The following is a 25,257-nucleotide window of genomic DNA, read 5'->3' as shown; positions in this document are numbered from 1 at the left end:
ACGCCGCCCGTCCAACCCGCTTGCGGTGGGCGGCATTTCCCTGTCCCATGACCATGGGGCGAGATCCGCCGATATGCTCATCGGTGCACCGAGGAGCAGGAACGCACAGCGACGGGGGCAGCGGTGGCGGACGACGGATTCGACTTCAGGCCCGGGGCGCAGATTCCCCTCCAGGGCGGCGGCGGACAGACGGCGGCGACGAACGCGCTCGCCTCCGCCGCGTACCGCGACGGGGCGAAGGACACCGCGTTGGCCTCGATCCTCGACGCCAACAGCGAGAACCATCCGGCGTCGGTCAAGCCGGCCAAGATCTCCCTGTTCGAACCCAACCTCGGCGAGGCCTTCTGCCGGGCCGTCGAGGCCCGCACGCTGGGCGGGGCCCGCAAGCCGATCATCCAGTCCTTCGGCGCCGATCCGCAGACCGTGGTCGAGCACTGCCTGGCCGCCTCCCGCATCCGCAAGGAGCGCGACCAGAAGCTCCGGCTGATCATGCTGGTCTGCGGGGTGCTGTTCCTGCCGGGACTGCTGCTGTGGCTGGGCCTGTTCCAGCTCCGCAAGAGCCTGTCCTCGGGCGCGGGCAAGCGCGCGTCCTGGGTCGGCACCGCCCTGCTGGTCGGCGTCGCGGTCGTGGTGGCCGTGCTGATGTTCCGGCTGCCGTTCACCGGCTTCTTCGGCCTCTACCTGCGCGGCATGATCATCGCCCCGGTCCTGGGCTGGCTCCTCGCCCGCCGGCTCTGCGAGTCCACCGCCGCCGACCTGCGCTCCCGCTGGGACGGCCTGCTCGACGGCGGCGGCATCGGCGCGAAGATCCCGGAGGCCGTGCCGGGCAACCCCGACGAGAAGGCCCGCGAGGACCTGCGCCGCCAGCTGGCCAAGCTGACGGCCGAGGACCGCAGCAACCACGTCTTCTACGCCGGGCCCAAGGGCATACTCGGCATGGGCACCCGCTGGGGCAACTGGCAGATGGCCGAGGAACTCGCCCCCAAGACCGAGGGCGCGGAGATCCATCCCTTCCGCAGCTGGGACGTCATACGCGCGATCGACACTCAGCTCCGCAAGCTGGAGCGAGGCCCCCTGCACACCGGCGGCTTCCCGGCCGCCGCCATCCAGCACTGGATCGTCACACCGGTCGGCGAGGGCGCCGCCGAGGTGGCCCGCCCCACCGGCGAGAACATGGACACGTTCCTGATCAAGCCGCACGAGATCACCCGCATCTGCAACGAACAGCAGTTCAGCGCGGGGAACCGGCACTACCTGGGCATCCAGTACCCGCTCTGGGACGGCCAGCTCGTGATCACCATGCTGGTCACGGTCACCGTGCTCTACAAGACCCTGCGCATCGACGTCACCGCGCACGCCCTGGGACCCGTGCACGGGCTGTTCACGACCAAGGCCAAGGCCCCGGTGGTGGAGGTGCCCAAGAGCATCCGCTTCTGGGAGACCGTGGAGCGACCGCTCCCGCTGGTCGACGCCGCCGAGGTCGTCCGCCTCGCCGTACGGGCGCCGCTGACCTGGTACCCGCCGATACTCGACTTCCTCGGCGGCAAGCTCGTCCTGCCCGAGCCCTTCGGCCTGCGGCACGTGTGGGCGGGCTCGATGTGGCGCCACCGCTTCATGGCGGACGACGCCCTGCGCACGGTGGCACCGGTCCTGAGGTCGGTGCACGCCGCCACCTTCAAGGTGCTGGAGGACAACGGCGTGGACACCGACCGCTTCACCAACCGCTCCTCGATCATGAGCGGCCTCATCCAGGAGCCGGCCCCGCGCAAGGCCGACGTGTACGACGCCTAGGTGTTGCGCGCCGGACAGCTAGGTGACGCGGCGGGCCGTCCTGCGCGCCGCCGCGCGCCGGCCGGTGGGCGCGGATGCCCGTGCGTCAGCCGGTGGGCCAGGCGTCCGCGAGCATCTGCCGGGTGTCCGCGAGGAGTTGCGGCAGCACCTTGGTGTGCCCGACGACGGGCATGAAGTTCGTGTCCCCGCCCCAGCGCGGCACGATGTGCTGGTGCAGGTGCGCGGCGATCCCGGCGCCGGCGGCCGCGCCCTGGTTCATGCCGATGTTGAAACCGTGCGCCCCGGACGCCTTGCGCAGCGCGATCATGGCCCGCTTGGTGAGGTCCGCGAGCTCGGCCGTCTCGTGGGCGTCGAGCTCGGTGTAGTCGGCGACGTGCCGGTACGGGACGACCATCAGGTGGCCGCCGTTGTACGGGTACAGGTTCAGGACGGCGTAGACGTGCTTGCCGCGGGCGACGACCAGGCCGTCCTGGTCGGACATCTCCGGAATCCCGCAGAAGGGACAGCCGTCCCCGGCCTCCGGACCGGTCGGCTTGTTCTCCCCCTGGATGTAGGCCATCCGGTGGGGCGTCCACAGACGCTGGAACGCGTCCTGCGTGCCCACCCCGATCTGCTGCTCCGGCTCAGTCGTCATGGGAAGCAGCATATGACCTTGCCCGCGGGTACGAGGAAGGCCCCCGGAAAGCGATCACTTCCCGGGGGCCGGCTCCGTACGGTCAGACCTGGACGCGGTCCGCGACGACCTTGGCGAGCTTCGCCAGGGCCTCGTCCTTGGCGATGCCGTTCTCCTGCGAACCGTCGCGGTAGCGGAAGGAGACGGTGCCCGCGGCCATGTCCTCGTCACCGACGATGATCATGAAGGGGACCTTGAGCTTCTGGTGGTTGCGGATCTTCTTCTGCATCCGGTCGGAGGAGGCGTCCACCTCCACCCGCAGGCCCTGCTTCTTCGCCGCGGCGGCGAACTCCTGCAGGTACTCGACGTGGCCGTCGCCGATCGGGATGCCGACCGCCTGGACCGGGGCCAGCCACGGCGGCATGGCGCCCGCGTAGTGCTCCAGCAGTACGGCGAAGAACCGCTCGATCGAGCCGAAGAGCGCGCGGTGGATCATGACCGGGCGCTGCCGCGAGCCGTCCGGCGCGGTGTACTCCAGGTTGAAGCGCTCCGGCAGGTTGAAGTCGAGCTGGACCGTCGACATCTGCCAGGTGCGGCCGATGGCGTCCCGCGCCTGCACGGAGATCTTCGGACCGTAGAAGGCCGCGCCGCCCGGGTCGGGGGTGAGGGGGAGTCCCTGCTTCTCGGCGACCTGCTGGAGGACGGCGGTCGCCTCCTCCCAGACCTCGTCCGAGCCGACGAACTTCTCCGGGTCCTTGGTCGACAGCTCCAGGTAGAAGTCGGTCAGACCGTAGTCGCGCAGCAGGTTCAGCACGAAGGTGAGCGTGCGGTCGAGCTCCTCCGCCATCTGCTCACGGGTGCAGTAGATGTGCGCGTCGTCCTGGGTGAAGCCCCGGGCACGGGTCAGGCCGTGCACGACGCCCGACTTCTCGTACCGGTACACCGTGCCGAACTCGAAGAGGCGCAGCGGCAGTTCGCGGTAGGAGCGGCCGCGCGCGTCGAAGATCAGGTTGTGCATCGGGCAGTTCATCGGCTTGAGGTAGTAGTCGGTACCACCGTCGAGCTGCATGGGGGGGTACATGCCCTCCGCGTACCAGTCCAGGTGCCCGCTCTTCTCGAAGAGCGCGCCCTTGGTGGCGTGCGGGGAGTAGACGAACTCGTAGCCCTCCTCCTCGTGCCGGCGGCGCGAGTAGTCCTCCATGACCCGGCGGATGATGCCGCCGCGCGGGTGGAAGACGGCCAGGCCGGAGCCGATCTCGTCCGGGATGGAGAAGAGGTCCAGCTCGTTGCCGAGCTTGCGGTGGTCGCGCTTCTCGGCCTCGGCGAGGAAGTCGAGGTGCGCCTTCAGCTCTTCCTTCGACGGCCACGCGGTGCCGTAGATGCGCTGGAGCATCGGGTTCTTCTCGCTGCCGCGCCAGTAGGCGGCCGCGTTGCGCATGAGCTTGAAGGCGGGGATGTTGCGGGTGGTGGGAAGGTGGGGGCCTCGGCAGAGGTCCTTCCAGCACAGGTCGCCGGTCTTCGCGTCGAGGTTGTCGTAGATGGTCAGCTCGCCGCCGCCGACCTCGACGTTCGCGCCGTCGTCGGTCGACGCGGAGCCCTTGATGCCGATGAGCTCCAGCTTGTACGGCTCGTCCGCGAGCTCCTCGCGGGCCGCCTCGTCGGTGACCACGCGGCGGGAGAAGCGCTGCCCGCGCTTCTGGATCTCCTGCATCTTCTTCTCGATGGTCTTCAGATCATCGGGAGTGAAGGGCTTGGCCACGTCGAAGTCGTAGTAGAAACCGTCCCGGACCGGCGGGCCGATGCCCAGCTTGGCTTCGGGGAAGAGCTCCTGCACGGCCTGCGCCATGACGTGGGCGGTGGAGTGGCGCAGGATGTTCAGGCCGTCCTCGGAGGAGATCTCCACCGGCTCGACGCTCTCGCCGTCCTTCACCTCGTACGCGAGGTCCTTCAACTCACCTGCGACGCGCGCGGCGACGACGGTGCGCTCGCCGGCGAAGAGCTCGGCCGCCGTAGTGCCCGTGGCCACCACGCGCTCGTCCCGCTCGGAATCGCGTTGGATGATCACACGGACGTCTGACACCGGTCTCTCCTGACTCAGGGGGTGCGCGAGCGAACACTGCGCGCCTGAATCGTACCGAGCCGAGTGGCCGCGCCGCGAAACGGTTGTCCGGGGCCCCTGCCCACAGCCGCGGGCGGTCCGCGGGGCGGAACACTCCGGGACGTCCCCGGACCCGCCCCCGGGCACGCCCCCCTCTGCCCGCCCGCCCTGCGCCCCGCGCCGCGGACGGTCCGTGGGGCGGACTTCCGGCGCGCACCCCTCCGCTCCGCCCGCCCCGCGGGCCGCCCGCGGCCCCCACCACCGGCCCCCGGGCTCCGTACGCCCCCGGGTAGCGTGGGCACTCCCGCCCGCCCCCCGAAGGGACCCGTATGCCGAGCCCCCGGATCCGCCCGCTCGACCTGGCCGACGACGCCACCGCGGCCGCCGTCCACCGGATCGGCCTGGACGCGTACGCGGTGGAGGCGGAGCTGATCGGCTTCGACGGCATCCCGGCCCTGCGCGAGGACCTCGCGACGATGCGGGCGCGGGCCCTGCACTGGGTCGGCGCCGTCCGCGCGGACGGGGAGCTCGCCGGCTTCCTCGCCTGGGCCGAGGCGGCCGACGGCGCCCTCCTCATCGACCGCCTGTGCGTGGCCCCGGCCCACTTCCGCCGGGGCGTCGCCTCCCGGCTCATGCGCCACGCCCTGACCGACCTCCCGGACCGCCCGGTCCACGTCACCACGGGCGCCGACAACGCCCCCGCGGTACGTCTCTACGAAGGACTCGGCTTCGTCCGCGGAGCGGACTTCTCCCCGGCCCCCGGCCTGCGGATGGCCGCCTTCACCCGGGCTCCGCGCAGCGCCGTCCCCGGCCCCTCCGGCCCCTCCGGCCCCTCCGGCGCGTGAGGAGCCGCGTGAGGAGCGGGGACCGCGCCGCCGCCGGCTAGTCGTCGGACGGCAGCGCGTCCGCCGCGTCGAAGGGGTCGTCCAGCGCCTTCATCAGCCGGTCCCGTTCCACCTCGTCCAGCGGTACCGGCGTCACGTCCACCGCGTCCGTCAGCCGCCGGAAGCCGCCCCGGCGCTGGAGCCTCCCGCTGAGCCGCACCGGCAGCCCCACCAGGTGCGCGTGCCCCGCCACCCGGTACGCCTCCTCGTCCAGCGCGGCGCGCACGTACGGGACCTCCGCACCGGCCAGGACCCGCAGCCGGACCGTGCCCCCGCCGCCGGGGGCCGAGCGGCGCATCCGGACCACGGCGCCGGCGATCCGGACCTGCACCGCGGGCTCGTCGCGGGTGTAGCGGGCCGCCGCCTCGCGGAGCACCGGCAGGTCGCCGGGCGAGAACTCCACGGGCTCCGGGCGGGCCGCGCACCCCGCCGGAACGCCCGCCGCCGGCGCCCAGGCCAACGCGATACGGGCCCCCTCCGAGCCCCGGACCAGGGCGATCAGCGCGTGGGCGAGCTCCCGGCTGACCCCGGCCGGCACGGCGGCGTCGAAGGCCTCCATACCGCCGGTGGCCCGCCGGTAGTCCACGGCCTCCCGGGCGGCGTGCAGGGCGTGGTGGAGCCGGGTCACCGCGCCCCGGCCGCCGTCCACCGGCACGAAGGCGGTGAGCCGCCGGCCGCCCGGCGCCGGCCCCACCAGCACCCCGTCCAGGGTCCGTTCGGCCTTCTCCCGGTGCCGGGCGCCGTAGTACCCGGCCCTGGCCCGGTCCGCGAGGGCCCCGGCGAGCAGCAACTGCCCCGCGGCCGAACGCAGTTGCTCCTGCACCGTCCAGGCGGCCTCGCGGTGCAGCCCGTTGGGTCCCGGCGGGATCTCCCGCTCCCAGCGGACCTCGTCGCTCGGCACGGTGAGCCCGTAGAGCACTTCCCGCGCGGACGGCAGCCCGCTGCGCGAGAGCGCGGTGAGCGCCTCCTCCAGCAAGTCCGAGCAGTCGGGGAAGGCGCGGCTCTCGGGCACGAGCAGGCTGGCGCCGCCCGCCGCCCCGCCCGCCGCGCCCGCTTGGGCGGCCGGCGGTGTCCAGCGCCCGTACTTGCCGGCGGCCCCGCCCCGGCGCAGCCAGCCGTGCCGGTGCAGCAGGGCGCCGAGCACCGCCGGGTCGACCTGGGCGGGATCGGGTGCGGCGGAGCGGCCGGGGTCCCCGTACTCCGCGGACGGCAGTGGTTCGAGGTGCGACGGGTGCCAGCGCATCAAGGTGTCCCTCCCGACCCGACCCGGGTCATGATCTCGCACAGCGCCCGGTCGTCGAAGATCCGCAGGGTCGGGATCCGTACGGTGGTCCGGCGCCGGCCGGTCACGGGGTGTCCGGCGAGATTGGTCCAGTAGCAGCAGTGCCGCAGGTCGAGCCGGTCGTGTCCGGCGGCCAGCCACCGGTCGCGCTCCCTCGGGACGAGCATCACGACGAGGATCTTGTGGACGGCGACCGGCGTGCGGGCCAGCTTCACCAGGTGCTCGTTGTCGAGGGTGAAGCCGAAGGTGGGTCCGGGCGGACTCGGAGGTACCTGGTAGGTCGCCTTGAGCTGCACCTTGATGGTGACCTCGTCGTCGACGACGTGCTCGGGGGCGCCGTGGCTGACGTGCCAGTCGATGCCGTTGTCCGGGAAGGGCTGGGAGAGCGAGCAGCCGGCCGCGGCCGCGACGGCGTGCAGGTATCCCACTTGGAGGGTCTCCATACAGGCGGTGGTGGCGAGTGTGCCGCGCAGCGGTCCGGTCCGCGCGTGGTCCGGTGCTCCGGTCCGCGGATCGATCTGCCCCGCCGGCACCCCGCCCGGTTCGGGCTGCGCGAGCGCCATGGCCGGCTCCCCATGCCTTGCGGGCTCTGCCGTGGTGGTGGGTGGGGTGACGACCGGTCATGTGTACGGCCCCCCAGGATTGTTGTCTCCGCACCCGGGTGCCCGCAAACGGCGTACGGGGCAAACAGCCCGGGTATCACCGATTCGGGCATGGGTGGCACGTTCCGAGGCGGCGGCGCCCGGGTGCGCCCAACTGCCGATCCGGGACGAGGAGTTCGCCATGACACGCTGGTACGAGGGCCCGCTGGCCGCATTCGACACCGAGACGACCGGGGTGGACGTCGAGCAGGACCGCATCGTGTCCGCCGCGCTCATCGTGCAGGAGTGCGCGGGCGGCCGGGTCCGCACCACGCGCTGGCTGGTCAATCCCGGCATCCCGGTCCCCCCGGGAGCCACGGAGGTGCACGGCCTGACGGATGAGCACCTCCAGCGTCACGGACGCTGGCCGGCGCCGGTGGTGGAGGAGATAGCCCGCGCGCTCGGGGAGCAGCGGGTGGCGGGCCGTCCGGTGGTGGTGATGAACGCGCCGTTCGACCTGACGCTACTGGACCGGGAGTTGCGCCGGCACCGGGCGTCCTCGCTGTCGCGGTACCTGGACAACCGGCCGCTGACGGTGCTCGATCCGCGGGTGCTCGACAAGCATCTGGACCGCTACCGCAAGGGCCGCCGGACGCTGACGGACCTGTGCGCGCACTACGGGATAGAGCTGGAGGGTGCGCACGACGCGGCGGCGGACGCGCTGGCCTCGCTGGAGCTGGTCCGGGCGGTGGGCCGCCGGTTCGCGGGGCGGCTGGAGCGGCTGACCCCGGCCGAGCTGCACACGTTGCAGCAGGTGTGGCACGCGGCCCAGGCCCGTGGCCTGCAGGCGTGGTTCGCCCGGCAGGGGACGCCGGAGTCGGTGGATCCGCACTGGCCACTGCGTCCGGACCTGTCGACGGCGGCGTAGGCGCGCGCGGCCGGGCCGCCGGGGCCGGGCCGCCGGGGCCCCGGAGATGCGGAAGGCCGGTCCGTCAGCAGACGGACCGGCCTGTCCCGGTGGGCGATACTGGGATCGAACCAGTGACCCCTTCGGTGTGAACGAAGTGCTCTCCCGCTGAGCTAATCGCCCGGGAACGGACTGAACAATACAGAAGGCCCGGGGCTGGTTCAAACCGCTTCCTGCGGGCCGGCAAGCCGGGCCGCGAGACCGTGCCGCCCGGCGCGCATCATGAGCGCGTGGTTGAGCCGGAACACCGGCCGCCCGGGCAGGGCGAGGAGCCGCATCAGCGGCCTGCGCACCTCGACCTCCTGCTCGTACAGAACGCGGGTGCGGGCCGTCCCCGTTCCGGCGCGCGGGCGTACGGTCCACCGCGCCCAGCCGTCCATGTCCCCGCGCAGGGACACTTCCAGGACCCCGCGGACGGGGTCGCGCAGGAGTTCGGTCGCGGTCACGCGCAGCGCGTAGGGCAGGACCGAGCGGAAGGTCGCGGCGGCGGTGCGGTCGTCGACCGGTTCGAAACCGCATATCTGGGGCCACCAGTGCGGGTACTCCGCGGGCCGCGCCAGGACGGCGTAGACGGCTGCGGGCGGGGCGTCGAGGTCCCACACGCTGCGGAAGCGGTAGCGGCTCCATCGGTCCCGGCGGTCGTGGTCCATGGCTCCAGTCTGGCCCGCGGGGGGTCCCCGTATGCCCGCCGCCCCGGTCCTGTGCGTACTCAGGGCGCATCTGAGTACGCACGCCCATGTCCCGGGGGCGTGACGGGCACCACACTGCGGACCATGAACATGCCCCTGCCGCCGGCCGAGGAGCTGGCGCTCATCGACCGCGAGCTGGCTCAACTCGATGTCCGGCGGTCGTACTTGCTGCACCGCCGGGACTGGCTGCTGCGGCTCGCGCACTTCGTTCCGCCCGTCCCGGCGGGCCGGCCCGCTCCTCCGGCGGGTTGGCCCGCTCCGCCGACCGGGCCGGGGAAGGAGGCCTCGGCCCGCGGTGCGCAGAACGTGCTGCTCACCCTGGGCGCCGTCCTGCTGGCCGTGGCCGCGCTGGCGTTCACGCTGGTCAGCTGGGGCTCCATGGGCATCGCGGGGCGTTCCGCGGTGCTGGCCGCGGTGACGGCGGCGGCGCTGGGCGCGCCCGCGGTGCTGCTGCGCCGCGGGCTGCGGTCGACGGCCGAGGCGGTGGCGGCGGTGGGGCTGCTGCTGACGGTGCTGGACGCGTACGCGCTGCACGCGGTCGGCCTGCCCGGTACGGACGGCACGGCCTACGCGGCGGGGGCGGCCGCCGTGCTGGCGGCGGTGTGGGCCGGGTACGGGCGGGGGTTGCGGGCGCTGCGGACCCCGTTGCCCGCGGCGCTGCTGGCCGCGCAGTTCCCGCTGCCGCTGGCGGCGCTGGCCGCCGGGTCGGGGCCGTTGGTGGTGGGCTGGGCCCTGCTGGCGACGGCCGCGCTGGACGTCGCGGCGGCGCGGATCCGTGCGGTGACCGTTCCGGCGGTCGTCGCGGCGGCCGTGCTCGGTGCGGGGGCGCTGCTGGTCGGAGCGGCGCAGTCCTGGTCGGCGGGCTCGGTGGGGCAGGCGACGGCCCCGGCGGCGCTGCTGCTGGCGGGCGCGGTCCTCGGCGTGGCGGCGGCCTGGCGGGAGCCGCGCGCCTCGGCCGCGGCCCTGGCGGCCGGGACGGCGTGGGTGGTGGCGCTGGGCGGGGTGGCGCGGCCGGCGGCGGACCCCGGCTGGGCGGTGGTCGCGCACCTGCTGGTGGCGCTGCCCCTGCTCGTGGCGGTACGGGTTCCCGCGCTGCCGGCGCAGGTTCGGCGCGGGCTGGCGCGGGCGGGCGCGGCCGTGGCCGCCTTGGCGGCACTGGCCGCCTGGACGGCGGTGACGCTGATGCTGCTGGCCCGGGCCCGGGTGCTGGAGGAGGTGTGGGCGGCCACGACCCCGGCCCCGGACACGTACTGGCCGGGGGCGGCGACGCTGACCCTGCTGATCGCGGGGGGCGCCTCCTGGTGGTCGGCCCGGGTGACGGCGCGCCCCGAGCCGCGGGTGGTGGCGGTGGTGCTGGCCTGGTCGGGACTGTTCGCGGCCCCGGTGCTGCTCGGTGTCCCGGTGGCCGCGGCGCTCGCGGCGCAGCTGGCGGTGACGGGGGCGGCCGGGCTCCTCGCGGTGCGCTCCCCCGCCCGGGGGGTCGGGATCGCGGCGGCGGCGTGCGCGCTGGCGGGTGCCGCGAACGTGTCCCTGGGGGCGCTGGACGGACGTACGGCCACCTTCGCGGTCTGGGGGCTGCTGGGCGCGGGCTGCGCCGCGGGAGCGGCGTACGGGCGCGCGCCGGCCCCGATCCGCTCCGGGGCGGCCGTGTGCGCCGTCGGGTACGCCACGGGCCTGCTGGTGGCGATCGGCGCGGTGACGGAGCTCGCGGTGGTCTGGTGGGCGCTGCCGGTGCTCGCGGTCCCGGCCGCGGTGGCCGCACTCGGTCCCGCCCTGCGGCCCGTACGGCTGCCGGCCGAGATCGCGGCGGCCGGGGCCGGGGCGCTGGCGGTGGCCCTGTCGGCCGGGCGCCCGGGGACCCTCGCCCTGGTCCTGGCGCTGGCCGGGGTGGTCTGCGCGGGCGCCGCCGTGCGCGTGGAGCGCCGCCGGGCGGGCTGGGCGGCGGGAGCGCTGTTCGTGGCCGCGACCTGGGTCCGGCTGGCCGAGGCCGGGGTCACGACGCCGGAGGCGTACACCCTGCCGGTGACGGTCCCGGCCCTCGCTGTGGGCCTGCTGCGCCGCCGGAAGGACCCGCGGGCCTCGTCGTGGACGGCGTACGGCCCGGGTCTGGCGGCGACCCTGGCACCGAGCCTGCTGGCCGTCTGGGGGACGGAGCCGGCGGGGGCCGCGCACTGGCTGCGGCCGCTGCTGCTGGGGCTGTGCGCGCTGGCCGTGACCCTGGTGGGCGCCCACCGGCGGCTCCAGGCGCCCCTGGTGCTCGGCGGTGCGGTGCTGGCGGCGGTGGCGGTGCACGAGCTGGCCCCGTACGTGGTGCAGGTCGCGGGGGCGCTCCCGCGCTGGGTGGCGCCGGCGCTGGCGGGACTGCTGCTGCTGGCGGTGGGGGCGACGTACGAGCAGCGGCTGCGCGACGCCCGCAGGCTGCGGGAGGCGATCGGCCGGCTCCGGTAAGGCGTCTCGCCCGCGGAACGCCTGTAACGCCTGTAAACGCCAGAGGCCCGGAGACTGTGAAAAGTCTCCGGGCCTCTGGTCCGGGTGGGCGATACTGGGTTCGAACCAGTGACCCCTTCGGTGTGAACGAAGTGCTCTCCCACTGAGCTAATCGCCCGGACGCACCGCAAACATTACCGCATGTCAGCGGTGCTCCTCGACCACTATTGGTCCTTGAGGTCCCAGGGCAGGACGAGCCCGTACTTCCACAGGTAGAAGCCGATGAGCGCACCAGCGACGACGAGGCCGACGCTCGTCAGGATGATGTTGCGGCGGCGGACCTTCGGGTCGAGCGCCTTCTGCGCCGCCTCGGTGACCTTGCGTTTGGTCCAACGCAGCACCAGGTGGGCCCAGGCGAATTCGGTGGCCCAGATCGCCAGGCCCGCGAAGATCGCCACCCAGCCCGGTCCGGGCAGGACGAGCATGGCGACGCCCGCCCCGATCACGGCGAGGCCGACGACGAAGACGCCGACCTGCCAGCTCAGGTGCAGGGTCCGGCGGGCCTTGACGAAGGCCGGCGCCTTGGACACATGCTGCACTTCTTCGGCTTCGGCGGCTTCGGTCTCCGCCGTTTCCCCTGCGGTCCGTCCCGCGTCCACGCCGGCTTTCTCCCCACCGGTCTCCCCGGCGCTCCCGCCGGTGGTCTTCCCGGTCCGCTCGGCGGATTCGTCGGCTGCGGACGCGTCGGTCCCGCGGTCACTCCCCGTATTCATGACTCCGAATCTACCCGAGCCGGAAGCACACGTGAACGACCGTTTGGATCCGCCGTCCGAGGGACCCAGAGGTCCGCAAAACGGTCAGAGGGGTTTACAACGGCACCGTAGGTGGCATGTCGATTTCGCCGACGTGCGAATCCCCGAGCGCACACTGAGCGAAAGGCCCTGGCGCTTATGAACACCACGGTCAGCTGCGAGCTGCACCTGCGCCTCGTTGTGTCGAGCGAGTCCTCACTGCCTGTTCCCGCGGGCCTGCGGTATGACACGGCCGACCCCTACGCCGTGCACGCCACCTTCCACACCGGCGCCGAGGAGACGGTCGAATGGGTATTCGCCCGCGACCTCCTCGCGGAGGGCCTCCACCGGCCCACCGGTACCGGCGACGTCCGCGTCTGGCCGTCCCGCAGCCACGGTCAGGGCGTCGTCTGCATCGCCCTGAGCTCACCGGAGGGAGAAGCACTGCTCGAAGCACCCGCGCGAGCACTCGAATCGTTCCTCAAGCGGACGGACGCCGCGGTTCCACCCGGGACCGAGCACCGGCACTTCGACCTCGACAAGGAGCTCTCCCACATCCTGGCCGAAAGCTGAGCCAGGCCCACAGCCGCTCGGCACCGTCCGACTCGGGGCGACGGTGCGGGCCGGACAACCACATACGGCGTTACCGGCGCTGTCCTCTCGGGAGCCACCCGCGCGGATGGCGCCGGTGCACGTCAGGGCGACCCGCTAGAGTCGGCCCCCAGCGACGGCAGGACAGTCGTCGCAGGCCCGCCCCCTGAGGGAGACCCCGTGCAGATCCCCCACGACACCCGTCGCGCGCTCGACGTCGTCGTCGCGCTGGTGAACACCGCGGCCGAGGCCGACCAGCCCGACGGACTGGCTGACATCGGCGCACTGCGCGCCTTCGTCCAGGAGTACGCGATCAGCGACGTCGGCGAGCTCGGCGCCCGCGACCTGGCCGGGGTACGTACGGTGCGGGGCAAGTTCGCGCAGATCTTCGCGGCACCGAACTCACGGGCGGCGGCCGCACTGGTCAACGAACTGGTGGCCACGGCCGGCACCACCCCGCAGCTGACGGACCACGACGGCTACGACTGGCACGTGCACTACTTCGCGCCCGGCGCGTCGGTGGGCGACCACGTGGCGGCCGACGGCGGCATGGCACTGGCTTTCATCGTGGTCTCCGGAGAGCAGGAGCGGCTGCGCCGCTGCGAGGCCCCGGACTGCCGGCGGGCCTTCGTGGACCTGTCCCGCAACCGCTCGCGCCGCTACTGCGACAGCCGGACCTGCGGGAACCGGCTGCACGTGGCCGCGTACCGGGCCCGGCGCAAGGAAGCCGACTCGGGCGCGCCGGAGCACCGGGAGCACACCGAGCGGTCGCCGCGCGCGGAGGGCGCCGAGGGTGCGAAGGGCTCAGAGCACGAAGAGGTCGTGCACGGCGGCCAGCAGCAGCAAGGTGCCGATCACTCCTAGAAAGATCATCAGGGGCGGCTGGGAGAGGGCGAAGAGGCAGCCTCGCGGCTCCTCGACGACGGGGGCGGGGGCCGGCGCGGGCAGCGGCGGGCCCGGGTGCGGTGTGTCGGGCATGTCCGGCCGATGATGGCGCAGCGAACCACCGTACGGGCCTCAACACGCCAATCCCCGGGCGGCAGTTCGCCCGATCTCGTGGCGCCGGTCAGATGCCGTGCTTCTTCAGGATCGCCTCGATGTCGGAGAAGTCCTCCCCGTCGGGGGCGTCCTGCCGACCCGTGCGACCGGCGGACCGGGACGGCGCGGCGCCCGGGCCCCGCGCAGGTTCCGACGCGGCCGGGGACACGGCGCCGCGGACCGGAGCGCCCTCGACCGCCCGGCCCGCGGCCCGCCGCTCCGCGGCGCGCGTGGCGGCGAAGAGCAGCCAGGCCAGGCCCAGCAGGCCGAAACCGGCCCACACGGTCGGCTTGAAGATCATCCCGGACACCCACGCCACCGCGCCGGTCAGCACCAGGCCGATCGGCACCAGCGCGTACGCGGTGATCCGCGCGGCGGCAAGGAAGCGCTTGCGGTACGCGGTCAGTGCCGCGACGCCCAGGCCCGCCGCGGACACGGCGGCACATACGGTCTCGGCGATCATGCTGCCCTCCGGTTCTCGGCGGTTCTCAGCGGTTCTCGGCGCCGTCGGCCTCCGCACCGTCGGCGGTCCCGGCGGCGTCGGCGGTCGCGGCGGTCCCGGCGGTTCACGACGATCCGTCCCGTCCATCCTGCACCCGACACCGCCGTGCGGGCCACGCCCGGCCCGGCTCCGGCGCGGATCTCCGGGACATCTCCGGGTCCCGCCTCCTCCCCAGGTGTCGGTCGGACGGGCCGCACGGGGCTGGGAGACTGTCCGTATGACCGATTCCGTGATCCTCGACGTCTGGTGCGAACTCCAGTGCCCGGACTGCCACCACGCCCTGGACGACGTGCGCGCCCTGCGGGCCCGCTACGGCGACCGGCTGGACATCCGGCTGCGCCATTTCCCCCTGGAGAAGCACAAGCACTCCTTCGCCGCGGCGCAGGCCGCCGAGGAGGCCGTGGAGCAGGGACAGGGCTGGCCCTACGCGGAGGCCGTGCTGGCGCGCTCGGCCGAGCTGGGCGAGCGCGGCGAGCCGGTCCTGCTCGACGTGGCGCGCGAACTGGGCCTGGACGTGGAGGAGTTCGACACGGCGCTGATCGACGGGCGGCACATCCTGATCGTCGACGCCGACCAGGCGGAAGGCAAGGCGATCGGCGTGAGCGGCACCCCGACGTACGTGATCGGCGGCGAACGCCTCGACGGCGGCAAGAGCCAGGACGGCCTGCGCGCGCGCATCGAGGAGATCGCCGACCGTCTGCTGGCCGCTCCCACCGACGCTGCACAGCACTAGAGAGCACTCAGAGCAGGTCCTTGGCGTAGTTGAAGTTGTTCGGGCGGTAGCCGAGGGACTCGTACAGCCGCAACGCCGGGGTGTTGTCCGTGAAGACGTGCAGCCCCAGGACCCGGTGTCCCGCGGCGAGGGCCAGGCCTTCGGCGAGCCGCATCAGGTCGCGGCCGTACCCGTGGCCGCGGTGCGCGGGGTCGACCACGACGTCGTAGACGTACGAGCCCTCCCCGCGCGGCGCCAGCCACAGCCGGCCGACGGGCGCGCCGGCGACCTCCAGGACGGTCAGGGTGACGCCGGGGGTGTCCTGCCCCTGGGGCAGCAGGGCCTCGTGGTCGGCCACCGACTTCGCCCGGGCGGCCTCCAGCGACATGCCGCGGCCGACCCAGTCGGCGGCGTAGCCCTCGATCGCGTCCGCCTGCCAGACCTCGTACTCGGCCGCGGTCATCGGGCGGGCCAGGACGCCCTCGGACAGGGCGGGCGGCCCGGCCGGGAGCTCCTTGTCCATGTTCCGGCTGTACTCGGTGTAGCCGAGGGCCGCCGCGAGGCGCAGGCCGCCGGCCGAACCGGCCGGGACCGAGACCCGGACCCGGCGGCAGCCCCATCCGCGCAGCACTTCCTCGGCCGCCAGCGCGGCCACGGTGGCCCGGCCGCGCCGGCGGTCGGGCTCCTCGACCAGCAGGTCGCGGACCTCCCCGACGCTCGGGCCGAAGGGCGTGTCGGAGGCGATCACCAGGGCGCCGACGCGCCTGCTGTTGACCCGGATCTCGTACGGACGCGAGCGCGCCCCGCCGCTGGTCTGCTGAAGCGGCCCGGACGGCCGCAGGGTGGTGGTCATCCGTCGAGTTCTACCCGCCCGGCGGCCGCAAGGACAGCGCGGGGACGGCCTGCGCCGGACGGACCGGGCCGGCGGCCGTCCCGCTGTGCCTCCCGCAGGCCCTCCGGGCCGGGGGCCTACGGGTTCCCAGCCTCCTACGGTCCTGCGGGTCGCGCGGGTCCTACGGGTCCTACGGGTCGAGGTCGTCGGCGGCGCGCGCCGCGAAGGTCCGCATTGCCTCGGTCGTGACCGGCCCCGGGGCGCCGGCGAGCTCGCGGCCGTCGATCCGCAGGACGGCCTGCACGTCGCGCAGCGAGGAGGTCAGGAAGACCTCGTCCGCCTGCTCCAACGCCTCGAAGGGCAGGTCGGTCTCCTTGGCGCCCGCCCAGTCGACGACGAGGTCGCGGGTGATGCCGGCCAGGCAGCCGGAGGACACCGGCGGCGTGTGCAGCTCTCCGTCGATGACGACGAAGACGTTGGAGCCGGTGCCCTCGCAGAGGCGGCCGACGGTGTTGGCGAAGAGCGCCTCGGAGGCCCCGGCCCGGTGGGCGGCGGCGAGCGCGACGACGTTCTCGGCGTACGAGGTGGTCTTCAGCCCGGCCACGGCGGAACGCTCGTTGCGGACCCAGTCCACGGTGACGACGGCGGTGGTGTCCGGGCGGCGGGTGGACTCGGCGAGGGCGGCGATCAGGGTGGTGCCGCAGTCGCCGCGCTCCGAGCCGAGCGGGGAGCGGCCGCCGGTGTAGGTGACGCGCAGCCGGCCGAGGGGGACGGGGTTGGCCTCCAGGACGGCCGCGCAGGCGCGCCGCACCTCGTCGAGGTCCGGGTCCGGCAGGCCGAGGCCGCGGGCCGAGCGGGTCAGGCGCTCCAGGTGGCGGCTGAGCGCGAAGGCTTCACCGCGCTCAGCCTTGAGCGTCTCGAACACGCCGTCTCCCACGGTCAGCCCGTGGTCGAACACGGACACCTGTGCGCTGTCCGCGTCCCGCAATGCTCCGTCGAGCCAGATCCTCACGTACGGTCCCTCCGCTCATCCCGTTCCATGGGTGCCGGTCACCTCATGGGCTCCTGACGCTACCCGCAGCAGGCGGGCTGCCTTCAGTTCGGTTTCCGCCCACTCGCGGTCGGGGTCGGAACCCCACGTGATACCGGCTCCGGTGCCGAAGAGCAGCCGGGGCCCGCCGGGGGCCTCCCGGTCGATCCAGAAGGTACGGATGCCGACGGCGAGCTCGGCGGTGCCCAAGTCCGCGTCGACCCAGCCGATGCCGCCGCAGTACGGGCCGCGCGGGGCGGTCTCCAGGGCCGCGATGATCCGCAGCGCGGAGGACTTGGGCGCGCCGGTGACCGAGCCGGGCGGGAACGCGGCGGCGAACAGCTCGGGCCAGCCGGCGCCGGCGGCGAGTTCCCCGCTGACGGTGGACACGAGGTGGACCAGGCCCGGGTGCTCCTCCACGGCGCACAGCTCGGGGACGGTGACGGAGCCGGTGGCGCAGACGCGGCCGAGGTCGTTGCGCACCAGGTCCACGATCATCACGTTCTCGGCGTGGTCCTTGGGGAGCAGGTCGGCGACGGTGCGTCCGGTGCCCTTGATGGGGCCCGACTCGACCCGGCGGCCCGCCCGGCGGAGGAAGAGCTCCGGGGAGGCGGTGGCGATCTCGACGCCGTGAGCCGGGAGCCGAATCGTTCCTGCGTAGGGCGCGGGGTTGCCGCGCGCGAGGAGCGAGGTGAGGGCGTCCACGTCGGCGCCGGCCGGGTCGGGCAGCGGCGCGGACATCACCCGGCAGAGATTGGCCTGGTACACCTCGCCGGCGGCGATGTGCTCGCGGATCCGGCGGACGCCCGAGACGTACGCGGCCCGGTCGAGCGAGGTGCTCCAGGCGTCGGGGTCGGGCCCGCGCCAGGCGCCGGGGACGGGCGGGGGGACCGGGTCCGGGCGTATGTCCCCGAAGCGCGCGCAGGTCAGCCGCCCCTCGAAGTCGGCGGACACCGCCCAGAACCCGGTGGAGTCGAGGGCTGCGGGATCACTGGTGACGTCTCGGAGGTCGGTCGCGAGGAGGCCGCCGAAGCGGGCCAGGGGAGGCAGGTCGTGCACGGCTGCGAGTCTATGACCGGTGACGCGGCGGCGCCGGTGGGGTGACGGCGGGGTGACCGCCGGTGATCGAGCGGCAGCACGCTGCGGAAACGCGTTTTTGAGCTGGCCCGGGAATCCGCTAGAGTTCAACACGTCGCCAGGAGCGAAGGGGGAACACCCCGGAGCGAGCACGGTGACCTGCGGACGTAGCTCAGTTGGTAGAGCACCACCTTGCCAAGGTGGATGTCGCGAGTTCGAGTCTCGTCGTCCGCTCGAAGTGGGGGATCTTCCCGAACCCCCGCAGCTCCATGGTGGAGTGGCCGAGAGGCGAGGCAACGGCCTGCAAAGCCGTCTACACGGGTTCAAATCCCGTCTCCACCTCCAAGGACGATTAGCTCAGCGGGAGAGCGCTTCCCTGACACGGAAGAGGTCACTGGTTCAATCCCAGTATCGTCCACTGGTCCGCAAGGATCCCCGCGCGATTAGCTCAGCGGGAGAGCGCTTCCCTGACACGGAAGAGGTCACTGGTTCAATCCCAGTATCGCGCACGCAGCACACGCACTGCGGCTTCGATGCCGCGGTCCCGCGCGATTAGCTCAGCGGGAGAGCGCTTCCCTGACACGGAAGAGGTCACTGGTTCAATCCCAGTATCGCGCACCATCCGCAAGCCCCGGCCGTCGAGACGGCCGGGGCTTCCGCGTTCCCGGGGGCGGGGTGGCGGCGCCGGTGGGGTGCCCGCCCGGCGCAAGGCCCACCGGGCCGGAGCGGCGCAAGGCCCACCAGGCCGGAGCGGCGCAAGGGCCGTGCCGCCTACCCGGCCGGACCGGGCCGGAAGGCCGGACCGGGCCGGTGTTCAGGAGGAGAAGAGCATCCGGCCGAAGCCGCCGCGGTGGTGGCCGTGGCGGTGACCGCCGTGGCCGCCGTGCTGCGGGGCTCCCCAGGCGGGGGCCGGCGCGGCGTGCGGGGCCGGATACGGGGCCGGGGGCGCCACGGGCGGCGGGACCTGCCCGTACTGCTGGGCCGTGTACTGGGACTCCAGGCGGGTCAGCGCCTCCAGCTCGCCGTAGTCGAGGAAGATGCCGCGACAGCCGCTGCACTGCTCGATCTGGACCCCGTTGCGGTTGTAGGTGTGCATGATCGCGTGACACTTCGGACACTGCATGACCGGATCAACTCCTCGCCGTCGCCGTCACCACCGGATGCATGCCCAGTGGCGGGAAACTCACCCTACGACGGAGTCCCGGACTCCAAGTCGGGCGGGAGCGCTGCCATCCGGACACAGGCGTCCACCATGAGCCGCTCCACGTCCTCCAGTCGGCGTCCGCGCTCGGTGGCCTTGGCCACCGCCAGGGCCGCTGTCTGGACGGTGAGGGCGCGGGCGGCGAGGTCCAGTTCCGGCCAGGGGTCGGAGCCGGGCGGACCGGCGGCCGGGCCGCCGGCGGCCCGGTAGGCGTCGAGGAACCGCAGCCAGGTGGTGGTGTCGAGCAGCCCGGCGGCGTACCAGGCGGCGGGGCGGGCGAGGTCCCAGGCGGGTGTGCCGAGGCCGAGGTCGTCGACGTCGATGAGGAGCCAGGCCCCGTCGGGGGCGGGGTGGCGCACCAACTGCCCGAGGTGCAGGTCGCCGTGGCAGAGAGCCCAGCCGTCGGGCGCGGCCGCCTCCCCGCGCGCCCACGGCGGCAACGTCCCCGCGGCGGCCCACACGGCACGCACGTCCCCCTCCGTCGGCCACCCGTCGCCGCCCCGGCCGGGTCCTTCGCCGGGTTCGAGACCCCCGTTCCCACCGCACCCGCCCCCCGAGCGGGCGCCCCCGGCCGGCCCGAGCCCGCCCGTAGGAGAGGAACCGGCCTCCGAACCGGCGGATGCCCCGGGCCATGACGCCCCCGTGCCCGGACCCTCATCGGGGCCAGGGCCAGCGGCGCTGCCGGTGGTGGCGTCAGCCGGCCCGTGGCCGAGTCCGCTCTTGGAACGAAGACCGGCTCCCGAACCGGCGCCGGCCCCGGGCCCATACGTGCCCGTGCCGGGACCCTCATCGAGGCCGCTGCCGACGGCGCTGCCGGTGCCGTCGGTCGGCCCGTGGCCAAGTCCGCCCGACGAGCGGAGGCCGGCCCCCGAACCGACGGAGGCCCCGGGACCGATCCCTGAGCCCGCGGTGGCTCCGGCGCCGTCGGTCGGCCCGAGGCCACGTCCCCCCGTCGCGCTGGGGCCGACCCCCGAGCCGACGGAGGTCGCCTCGGCCGGCACGCGGCCGGCTGGGCACGTGGAACCGGGGCCGGTGCCATCGGTCGGCCTGAGCGCGAGTCCCTCCGTAGGGCAGGGTCCGGTCCCCGAGTCGGCGGAGGTACCGACGGCCGGTACCGGGCTCGCCGTGCCCGTCGCACCAAGACCGGTCCGCGAGTCGGCGGTGGCCGGTGCGCACGCGTGGCCGGGACCGACCCCCTCTCCGGAAGCGCCCCCCGGGCCGTCGCCGGGGCCGGGAGTCGGGGCGCCCAGCAGGCCGGACACGCCTGCGGGGCCGAGAGCGAACGCGGGACGGAGCACGGGGCCGGTCGCGGCGGCGCCAGGGCCCGGGGCACCAAGGCCTGCCGCACCCGCGGGTCCGAGCGCGGGGCCGGGCGTCGGGATGCCCGACGCGCTGGCGGGCCCGGGGACAGCAATGGGCGCGACGGCACCACCCGCGGGATCAGCTCCCGGGGAACCCATGAGGTTGGACGCACCCGTGTGTGCGAAGGCGGGGCCTGTGGCCGGGGTGCCTGTAGGGCCGGGTGTGGCAACCGAGCCGGAACTCCGGTTGCCCCTCGCGCCGGACACGACTGCGGAGCCGGGCACGTCGGAGCCGCCGACCGGGTCAGCGCCCGAGGAGCCCACGGAGCTGAACGCGCCCGCATGCCCGAGCACGGAACCCGGGGCCGGGGTACCCGACACGGCTGCGGCACCGGGAAGAGGACCGGGCGCGTTGGAACCGCCGACCGAGTCAGCGCCCGCAGGCCGGAGCACGGAACTCAGGGCCGGGGTGCCCGACACGACTGCGGTACCGGGGACAGGACTTGTCGCGGCGGAGCCGCCAACGGGATCAACTCCCGGAGAGCCGATGGGGCTGGAAGCACCAGTGCGTGCCGAGGCGAGGCCCGGGGTCGGGGTGTCCGTGGGGACGGCGGCGGAGTTGGAGCTCCGGATGCCCCTCGCGCCAGACACGACTGCGGGGCCGGGCTCGACCGGGCCGCAGACCGGGGGTGCACCCGTAGAGCCCATGGAGCCGAACGCGCCCGTGGGCCCGAGCACGGGGCCGGAGGCCGGGATGCCGGACTCGCCCATGGGCCCGAGAGCGGAGCCCGAGGCCGGGGTGACCGTTGCCCCCGACACGGCCGCAGGACTGGCGGCGGAGCCTTGGGCAGCGCCGAGCTCGGCGGAGCCGCCGACCGGGGGTGCACCCGTAAAGCCCATGCGGCCGAACGCGCCCATCGGCCCGAGCACGGAACCCGGGGTCGGGATGTCGGACTCTCCCGCAGACCCGAAAGCGGAGGCGGGGACCGGGGTGACCGCCCCCGACACGGCCGCGGGACTGGCGGCGGGGCCTTGGGCAGGGCCGGGCTCGGCGGAACACTCGACCGGGGGCGCACCCGTAGAGCCCATGGGGCTGGACGCGCCCGTGGGCCCGAGCGCTGCACCCGGGGTCGGGACGCCCCCAGGCCCGAAGGCGGAGCCGGGAGCCTGGGTACCCGTGGGCCCGGGTGCAGCAGCCGAACCCGGGCTGGAGCGCCGGGCACCCGTCGAGCCCGACACGCCTGCGGTCCCAGCGACTGGGTCCCCCGCGCACGTAGGCCCGAGCGCGGGGGCCGGGGCCCCCGGGCCCGTCGGGCCCGACGCGACTGCGGGCGCGGGGCCGGAGGCCCGGGTGTCCGCTGGGCCCGACGGGGTGGAGGTCGGAGAGCACGTCGGGCCTGGTGCGGCGGCCGAGCCGAGAACGGAGCTCGGGGGGGCCGGTGCGACTACGGGCGCGGGGCCGGGGGCGCCCGGGGCGGGGCTTCCGGAGGTCGTGGGGGTGGATACACCCGTGGGGGCGAAGGCCTGGGTCGGGGGCGTGGGGGTGAGAAGGGGGGCCACGCGGTGCAGGCGGCGGAGCGCGCGGGCCACTTTGGCCGGGCCGCGCATGGGAGGGACCGGGCCCGGGAGGGTGTCGAGCGGGACCTGGTGCAGGGCGGCCAAGAGGCGGGCCGCCTCCTCCCAGGGGGCGTCCTCGGGGCGCTCGGGGTCGACCGGAGCCCCGTAGGGCCAGAGGGAGACGGGCCTCCCCCGCAGGTGGCCGTCCACGCCCGGCAGCGGGGCGAGGAGTACCCCGACAAGTGCCCGGTGTCCGGCGATCCGCAGGCGCACGGCGAGGTCCTCGCGGTCGGCGTCCGCGGCGTGGGCCTTGGCCACGAGCTCGCCGCAGCGGATGACCGTCGCGTCCTCCCGGTCCGCGAGCAGGACGTACGGCGCATGGGGGCGTGCGGTGGCGTAGGCGGCGAGTGCGGCGGGCAAGGGCGGGGGCGCTGCGGGCACCCGGCGCCGGGCGGCGTCGTCCTGGGGCATCACGGTCCGTGGCACCTCCTCTCGAAAGCAGCCTACGGAAATCCCAGCGGCTCGCAGGCGCGGAAGCTGGCGTGCAGCGGGCGCGGGCCCGGTGCGGAGCTGGCGGATCGGGCGAGGCGCGGCGGGCCCTGCCGCCACCGTCCCCCGGACACCGCTCCCATGGCGGAAGCACAGTGGCCAGCAGGCGTGACCAGGCGCGGAGCAGACGCGCATCAGACTCGGAGCAAGGATCTGTTCGCGGAGCAGTGCTCTGATCGCGGAGCAGGCACGGACCCGGCGCGCAGCGGACGCGCAGCCCAGCAGTCAGGTGGCGGCGGGAAGGCGGGAAGGCGGGCAGCGTGTACCGGACGCGCAGCTGACGCGGACTCGGCGCGGACTCGCGGGCCCGGCGCGGACCCGGCGCGAAGCGGACGCGCCAGACACGGAGCAGCGATCCCCTCGCGGAGCAGTGATCTGACGGTGAGGGGGGCGGACCGTGGCAGGTGGGGCTGGCGGGCGGCGGGGTGGGTGGGGTGAAAAAGGGTGCTGCCCGTCCGACTCCCCAGTCGGACGGGCAGCACCCTTCACCTGCCGTCCGTCGCGCCCCCGTCCCCACGGGGTTCGACGGGCCGATGTCGCGGTCCGGGCCGCTCTCCCGGACCTGGGGCGCCGCTCAGCGCCCCAGCATCACACCCACGGACGACGCCTGTGCCGCCACCTGCTCGAAGCCTCCGAAGAGGAAGAGCAGGACGGCGGCCAGGGGGAGCACCATGGCCGCGGCCACCAGAGGGTGGCGCGTACCGGACTCATGGCCGTTGAACGCGAATGCCTTGCGTCCCTGCCGTGCGATGTCCGCCATGGCCCTCTCCCTGTCGTTTGGCAGCGGCGGGCTTGTGACCTCGGGGGACGAGTGCTCCACCCGCCGCTTGTCCTCAACACTAGGCGCGCGGAGGGGCCGTGACCTCATGCCTGTGGACCCATTGGCGGGCCTCCCGGAGGATGACGGGCCCCACCCCGTGTACTCCCCTGGGTGGAGACCGCGCCCCCGTTGTAGGGGTCTTCCCGGAGGGGATGACCGCAGGGTGGTGACTTCGCTCACTTCCGTCACTCTCCGCACACCGACCCCCGCCCCGGCGGACCCGGCGAAGATCCACTCGGATGCGCCCGGGGCACGGCGGAGCCCACCCCCCGGTCAGGCACCCGCCGATGGGCCGTCCGGAAGCCAACACCCTTGGGCGAAAGGATGTTTGAGCCGCCGGGGAGCGCGCCCGTCCTCGCCGGGCGACAGGGCCGGAGCTCCCCCAAGTGTGCGGCGCCGCACTGACAATCGAATCCCCCGGCGAGGGCGCGGCCTCTGAGCGCGCATGCCGGATGGTCCGTAAGCTGTGCCACGTCAACAGGACGACCGGTCAGCGGGGTGGACATGGCGATGATGCGGCTCCGGCGCGAGGACCCGCGTGTCGTCGGCTCGTTCAGACTGCACCGCCGGCTCGGCGCCGGCGGCATGGGCGTGGTCTACCTGGGGTCGGACCGGCGCGGGCAGCGCGTCGCCCTCAAGGTCATCCGGCCGGATCTGGCCGAGGACCAGGAGTTCCGCTCGCGGTTCGCCCGCGAGGTCTCCGCGGCCCGGCGGATCCGGGGCGGTTGCACCGCGCGCCTGGTGGCGGCGGACCTGGACGCCGAGCGCCCGTGGTTCGCCACCCAGTACGTGCCCGGGCCCTCCCTCCACGACAAGGTGGCCGAGGAGGGACCGCTCACGGCCGCCCAGATCGCCGCCGTCGGCGCCGCGCTGTCCGAGGGGCTGGTCGCCGTGCACGAGGCGGGGGTCGTCCACCGGGACCTCAAGCCGTCGAACATCCTGCTCTCCCCCAAGGGCCCCCGGATCATCGACTTCGGCATCGCGTGGGCCACCGGCGCGAGCACGCTCACCCACGTCGGAACGGCCGTCGGCTCCCCCGGCTTCCTCGCGCCCGAGCAGGTGCGCGGAGCCGCCGTCACCCCCGCCACGGACGTCTTCGCCCTGGGGGCCACCCTCGCCTACGCGGCGACCGCCGACTCGCCCTTCGGGCACGGCAGTTCCGAGGTCATGCTGTACCGCGTGGTGCACGAGGAGCCGCATCTGGCCGGGGTACCGGACGCGCTGGCTCCGCTCGTCCAGGCGTGTCTGGCCAAGGACCCCGAGGACCGGCCCAGCACACTGCAGCTGTCGATGCGGCTCAAGGAGATCGCGGCGCGCGAGGCGCAGGGCCTGTCCGACGGCCGCCCCCCGGCGCAGCGCACCCGGTCCGAGCGCCCGGCCGACGCGTCCGACCGCACGGCGCAGTACACCGACCGCTACACGGACCCGCGTACGGAGCGTCGTACGGGCGGCACCCCCGCGCCCCGGCCGCAGGGCGGACCGCACTCGCGGCCCTCGTCCTCGCGCCACACCGGCGACCCGGGCGGCCCGACCTCCCGGCCCACCGCCGGGCGTACGGGCGGCCGGCAGGCTCCCCGGACCACGGGGGCGGGGCGCCGGCCGACACGGCCGGACCCGAGGCTGATGCGGCAGCGCCTGATCGTGTTCGTGGTGGTGACGCTGATCGTGGCGCTGGGCATCGCGGCCGCGCAGAAGCTCTAGCCGGGCGGCCGCACCGCGCCGGGCCCCGCGCCACGCCAAACCCCCGCACCGCGCCAGGCCCCGCGCCACGCCAGGCCCCCACACCGCGCCACGCCCCGCGCCACGCCAGGCCCCGCCCCGCGCCAGGCCCCCCCCCGCGCGAGTCACCCCTGTCGCTTCGGCAGAGCTGACGCTGCGAGATACCTGGGGTGTGGGGATCTGGGTGGTCGGGGGGTGGGTGTGG

20 protein-coding genes, 7 tRNA genes and 2 pseudogenes are annotated in these 25,257 nt (G+C 74.4%); 13 read left to right on the top strand and 16 right to left on the bottom strand.

All coding sequences use genetic code 11. The annotated features are described in order from the left end of the window. The first annotated feature begins 123 nt into the window (after positions 1-123). Positions 124-1,791 carry a hypothetical protein gene (locus ACWFQ8_RS22880; RefSeq protein WP_453788113.1) on the top strand — a complete coding sequence of 556 codons (1,668 nt, stop codon included), beginning with the start codon at positions 124-126 and terminating at the stop codon, positions 1,789-1,791. 85 nt (positions 1,792-1,876) lie between these two features. Here ACWFQ8_RS22880 and ACWFQ8_RS22875 read toward each other — a convergent pair whose 3' ends face one another. Both ACWFQ8_RS22875 and thrS read right to left on the bottom strand, forming a co-directional pair. Then, positions 1,877-2,437 (bottom strand): HIT family protein, encoded by a 561-nt coding sequence (locus ACWFQ8_RS22875; RefSeq protein WP_453788112.1) that lies wholly within the window; start codon positions 2,435-2,437, stop codon positions 1,877-1,879. 70 nt (positions 2,438-2,507) lie between these two features. Further along, a complete protein-coding gene (thrS, locus tag ACWFQ8_RS22870; RefSeq protein WP_453788111.1) occupies positions 2,508-4,484 on the bottom strand; it encodes a threonine--tRNA ligase in 1,977 nt (658 codons plus the stop codon). A gap of 347 nt (positions 4,485-4,831) precedes the next feature. Here thrS and ACWFQ8_RS22865 point away from each other — a divergent pair, with 347 nt between their 5' ends. Next, positions 4,832-5,347, top strand: a complete 516-nt coding sequence (locus tag ACWFQ8_RS22865; protein WP_453788110.1) for a GNAT family N-acetyltransferase — start codon at positions 4,832-4,834, stop codon at positions 5,345-5,347. A gap of 37 nt (positions 5,348-5,384) precedes the next feature. Here the strand turns inward: ACWFQ8_RS22865 and ACWFQ8_RS22860 are convergent, their stop codons facing one another. Together ACWFQ8_RS22860 and ACWFQ8_RS22855 are read right to left on the bottom strand one after the other, a co-directional pair. Further along, a complete protein-coding gene (locus ACWFQ8_RS22860) occupies positions 5,385-6,629 on the bottom strand; it encodes a hypothetical protein (RefSeq protein WP_453788109.1) in 1,245 nt (414 codons plus the stop codon). Next, positions 6,629-7,231, bottom strand: a complete 603-nt coding sequence (locus ACWFQ8_RS22855; protein ID WP_453788108.1) for a DUF4365 domain-containing protein — start codon at positions 7,229-7,231, stop codon at positions 6,629-6,631. Before ACWFQ8_RS22855 ends, ACWFQ8_RS22860 begins: the two co-directional genes overlap by 1 nt. 220 nt (positions 7,232-7,451) lie before the next feature. Between ACWFQ8_RS22855 and ACWFQ8_RS22850 the strand changes: the two genes are divergently transcribed. Next, positions 7,452-8,177 carry a 3'-5' exonuclease gene (locus ACWFQ8_RS22850; RefSeq protein WP_384537742.1) on the top strand — a complete coding sequence of 242 codons (726 nt, stop codon included), beginning with the start codon at positions 7,452-7,454 and terminating at the stop codon, positions 8,175-8,177. A gap of 90 nt (positions 8,178-8,267) precedes the next feature. On the opposite strand, the gene ACWFQ8_RS22845 is transcribed toward ACWFQ8_RS22850, so the two are convergent. Together ACWFQ8_RS22845 and ACWFQ8_RS22840 are read right to left on the bottom strand one after the other, a co-directional pair. Continuing rightward, positions 8,268-8,339, bottom strand: a tRNA-Val gene (locus tag ACWFQ8_RS22845). A gap of 38 nt (positions 8,340-8,377) precedes the next feature. Next, positions 8,378-8,866 (bottom strand): SRPBCC family protein, encoded by a 489-nt coding sequence (locus tag ACWFQ8_RS22840; RefSeq protein WP_453788107.1) that lies wholly within the window; start codon positions 8,864-8,866, stop codon positions 8,378-8,380. 123 nt (positions 8,867-8,989) lie between these two features. Between ACWFQ8_RS22840 and ACWFQ8_RS22835 the strand changes: the two genes are divergently transcribed. Continuing rightward, positions 8,990-11,353, top strand: a complete 2,364-nt coding sequence (locus tag ACWFQ8_RS22835; protein ID WP_453788106.1) for an SCO7613 C-terminal domain-containing membrane protein — start codon at positions 8,990-8,992, stop codon at positions 11,351-11,353. Between the two features lie 85 nt (positions 11,354-11,438). Here ACWFQ8_RS22835 and ACWFQ8_RS22830 read toward each other — a convergent pair. Both ACWFQ8_RS22830 and ACWFQ8_RS22825 read right to left on the bottom strand, forming a co-directional pair. Continuing rightward, positions 11,439-11,510: transfer RNA gene (locus ACWFQ8_RS22830), tRNA-Val, on the bottom strand. Positions 11,511-11,556: 46 nt separating this feature from the next. After that, positions 11,557-12,105 (bottom strand): TIGR02611 family protein, encoded by a 549-nt coding sequence (locus tag ACWFQ8_RS22825; RefSeq protein WP_453788105.1) that lies wholly within the window; start codon positions 12,103-12,105, stop codon positions 11,557-11,559. Positions 12,106-12,282: 177 nt separating this feature from the next. Between ACWFQ8_RS22825 and ACWFQ8_RS22820 the strand changes: the two genes are divergently transcribed. Continuing rightward, positions 12,283-12,696, top strand: a complete 414-nt coding sequence (locus ACWFQ8_RS22820) for an SsgA family sporulation/cell division regulator (RefSeq protein ID WP_030011909.1) — start codon at positions 12,283-12,285, stop codon at positions 12,694-12,696. A gap of 198 nt (positions 12,697-12,894) precedes the next feature. Beyond that, positions 12,895-13,449: pseudogene (locus tag ACWFQ8_RS22815) on the top strand (CGNR zinc finger domain-containing protein); the annotation flags it as partial. Between the two features lie 69 nt (positions 13,450-13,518). Here ACWFQ8_RS22815 and ACWFQ8_RS22810 read toward each other — a convergent pair. Both ACWFQ8_RS22810 and ACWFQ8_RS22805 read right to left on the bottom strand, forming a co-directional pair. Continuing rightward, a complete protein-coding gene (locus ACWFQ8_RS22810) occupies positions 13,519-13,692 on the bottom strand; it encodes a hypothetical protein (RefSeq protein ID WP_453788104.1) in 174 nt (57 codons plus the stop codon). A gap of 88 nt (positions 13,693-13,780) precedes the next feature. Beyond that, positions 13,781-14,215 carry a hypothetical protein gene (locus ACWFQ8_RS22805; protein ID WP_453788103.1) on the bottom strand — a complete coding sequence of 145 codons (435 nt, stop codon included), beginning with the start codon at positions 14,213-14,215 and terminating at the stop codon, positions 13,781-13,783. Between the two features lie 256 nt (positions 14,216-14,471). Between ACWFQ8_RS22805 and ACWFQ8_RS22800 the strand changes: the two genes are divergently transcribed. Next, positions 14,472-14,987 carry a DsbA family protein gene (locus tag ACWFQ8_RS22800; RefSeq protein WP_453788102.1) on the top strand — a complete coding sequence of 172 codons (516 nt, stop codon included), beginning with the start codon at positions 14,472-14,474 and terminating at the stop codon, positions 14,985-14,987. 7 nt (positions 14,988-14,994) lie between these two features. On the opposite strand, the gene ACWFQ8_RS22795 is transcribed toward ACWFQ8_RS22800, so the two are convergent. The 3 genes from ACWFQ8_RS22795 to ACWFQ8_RS22785 form a co-directional block, all read right to left on the bottom strand. Then, positions 14,995-15,819 carry a GNAT family N-acetyltransferase gene (locus ACWFQ8_RS22795; protein WP_453788101.1) on the bottom strand — a complete coding sequence of 275 codons (825 nt, stop codon included), beginning with the start codon at positions 15,817-15,819 and terminating at the stop codon, positions 14,995-14,997. Between the two features lie 169 nt (positions 15,820-15,988). Then, complete coding sequence (locus tag ACWFQ8_RS22790) at positions 15,989-16,810, bottom strand: aminotransferase class IV (protein WP_453788100.1); 822 nt, start codon at positions 16,808-16,810, stop codon at positions 15,989-15,991. 15 nt (positions 16,811-16,825) lie between these two features. After that, positions 16,826-17,887, bottom strand: a complete 1,062-nt coding sequence (locus ACWFQ8_RS22785) for a chorismate-binding protein (RefSeq protein WP_453788099.1) — start codon at positions 17,885-17,887, stop codon at positions 16,826-16,828. A 179-nt stretch (positions 17,888-18,066) separates the two neighbouring features. Here ACWFQ8_RS22785 and ACWFQ8_RS22780 point away from each other — a divergent pair. The 5 genes from ACWFQ8_RS22780 to ACWFQ8_RS22760 all read left to right on the top strand — a co-directional run bounded on the left by ACWFQ8_RS22780 (position 18,067) and on the right by ACWFQ8_RS22760 (position 18,526). After that, a tRNA-Gly gene (locus ACWFQ8_RS22780) sits at positions 18,067-18,139 on the top strand. 37 nt (positions 18,140-18,176) lie between these two features. After that, positions 18,177-18,250: transfer RNA gene (locus ACWFQ8_RS22775), tRNA-Cys, on the top strand. Between the two features lies 1 nt (position 18,251). Then, a tRNA-Val gene (locus tag ACWFQ8_RS22770) sits at positions 18,252-18,323 on the top strand. Between the two features lie 19 nt (positions 18,324-18,342). Continuing rightward, positions 18,343-18,414 (top strand) — tRNA-Val (locus ACWFQ8_RS22765). Positions 18,415-18,451: 37 nt separating this feature from the next. Continuing rightward, positions 18,452-18,526, top strand: a tRNA-Val gene (locus tag ACWFQ8_RS22760). A 193-nt stretch (positions 18,527-18,719) separates the two neighbouring features. Here ACWFQ8_RS22760 and ACWFQ8_RS22755 read toward each other — a convergent pair. From ACWFQ8_RS22755 to ACWFQ8_RS22745, 3 genes and pseudogenes are all read right to left on the bottom strand, one after another. After that, on the bottom strand, positions 18,720-19,028 hold the full coding sequence (locus tag ACWFQ8_RS22755; RefSeq protein WP_453788098.1) for a TFIIB-type zinc ribbon-containing protein: 309 nt from the start codon (positions 19,026-19,028) through the stop codon (positions 18,720-18,722). Between the two features lie 65 nt (positions 19,029-19,093). Continuing rightward, positions 19,094-19,570 (bottom strand): annotated as a pseudogene (locus ACWFQ8_RS22750) (phosphotransferase family protein); the annotation flags it as partial. Between the two features lie 3,517 nt (positions 19,571-23,087). After that, the gene (locus ACWFQ8_RS22745) at positions 23,088-23,273 is read right to left on the bottom strand and encodes a hypothetical protein (RefSeq protein ID WP_453788097.1); all 186 of its coding nucleotides are present in this window, start codon (positions 23,271-23,273) and stop codon (positions 23,088-23,090) included. A 564-nt stretch (positions 23,274-23,837) separates the two neighbouring features. On the opposite strand from ACWFQ8_RS22745, the gene ACWFQ8_RS22740 reads away from it, so the two are divergent. Further along, the gene (locus tag ACWFQ8_RS22740) at positions 23,838-25,034 is read left to right on the top strand and encodes a serine/threonine-protein kinase (RefSeq protein WP_453788096.1); all 1,197 of its coding nucleotides are present in this window, start codon (positions 23,838-23,840) and stop codon (positions 25,032-25,034) included. Positions 25,035-25,257 lie beyond the last annotated feature (223 nt).

It is taken from the genome of Streptomyces sp. NPDC055254 (assembly GCF_053606025.1).
This window is presented reverse-complemented; position numbering and strand designations above follow the sequence as displayed.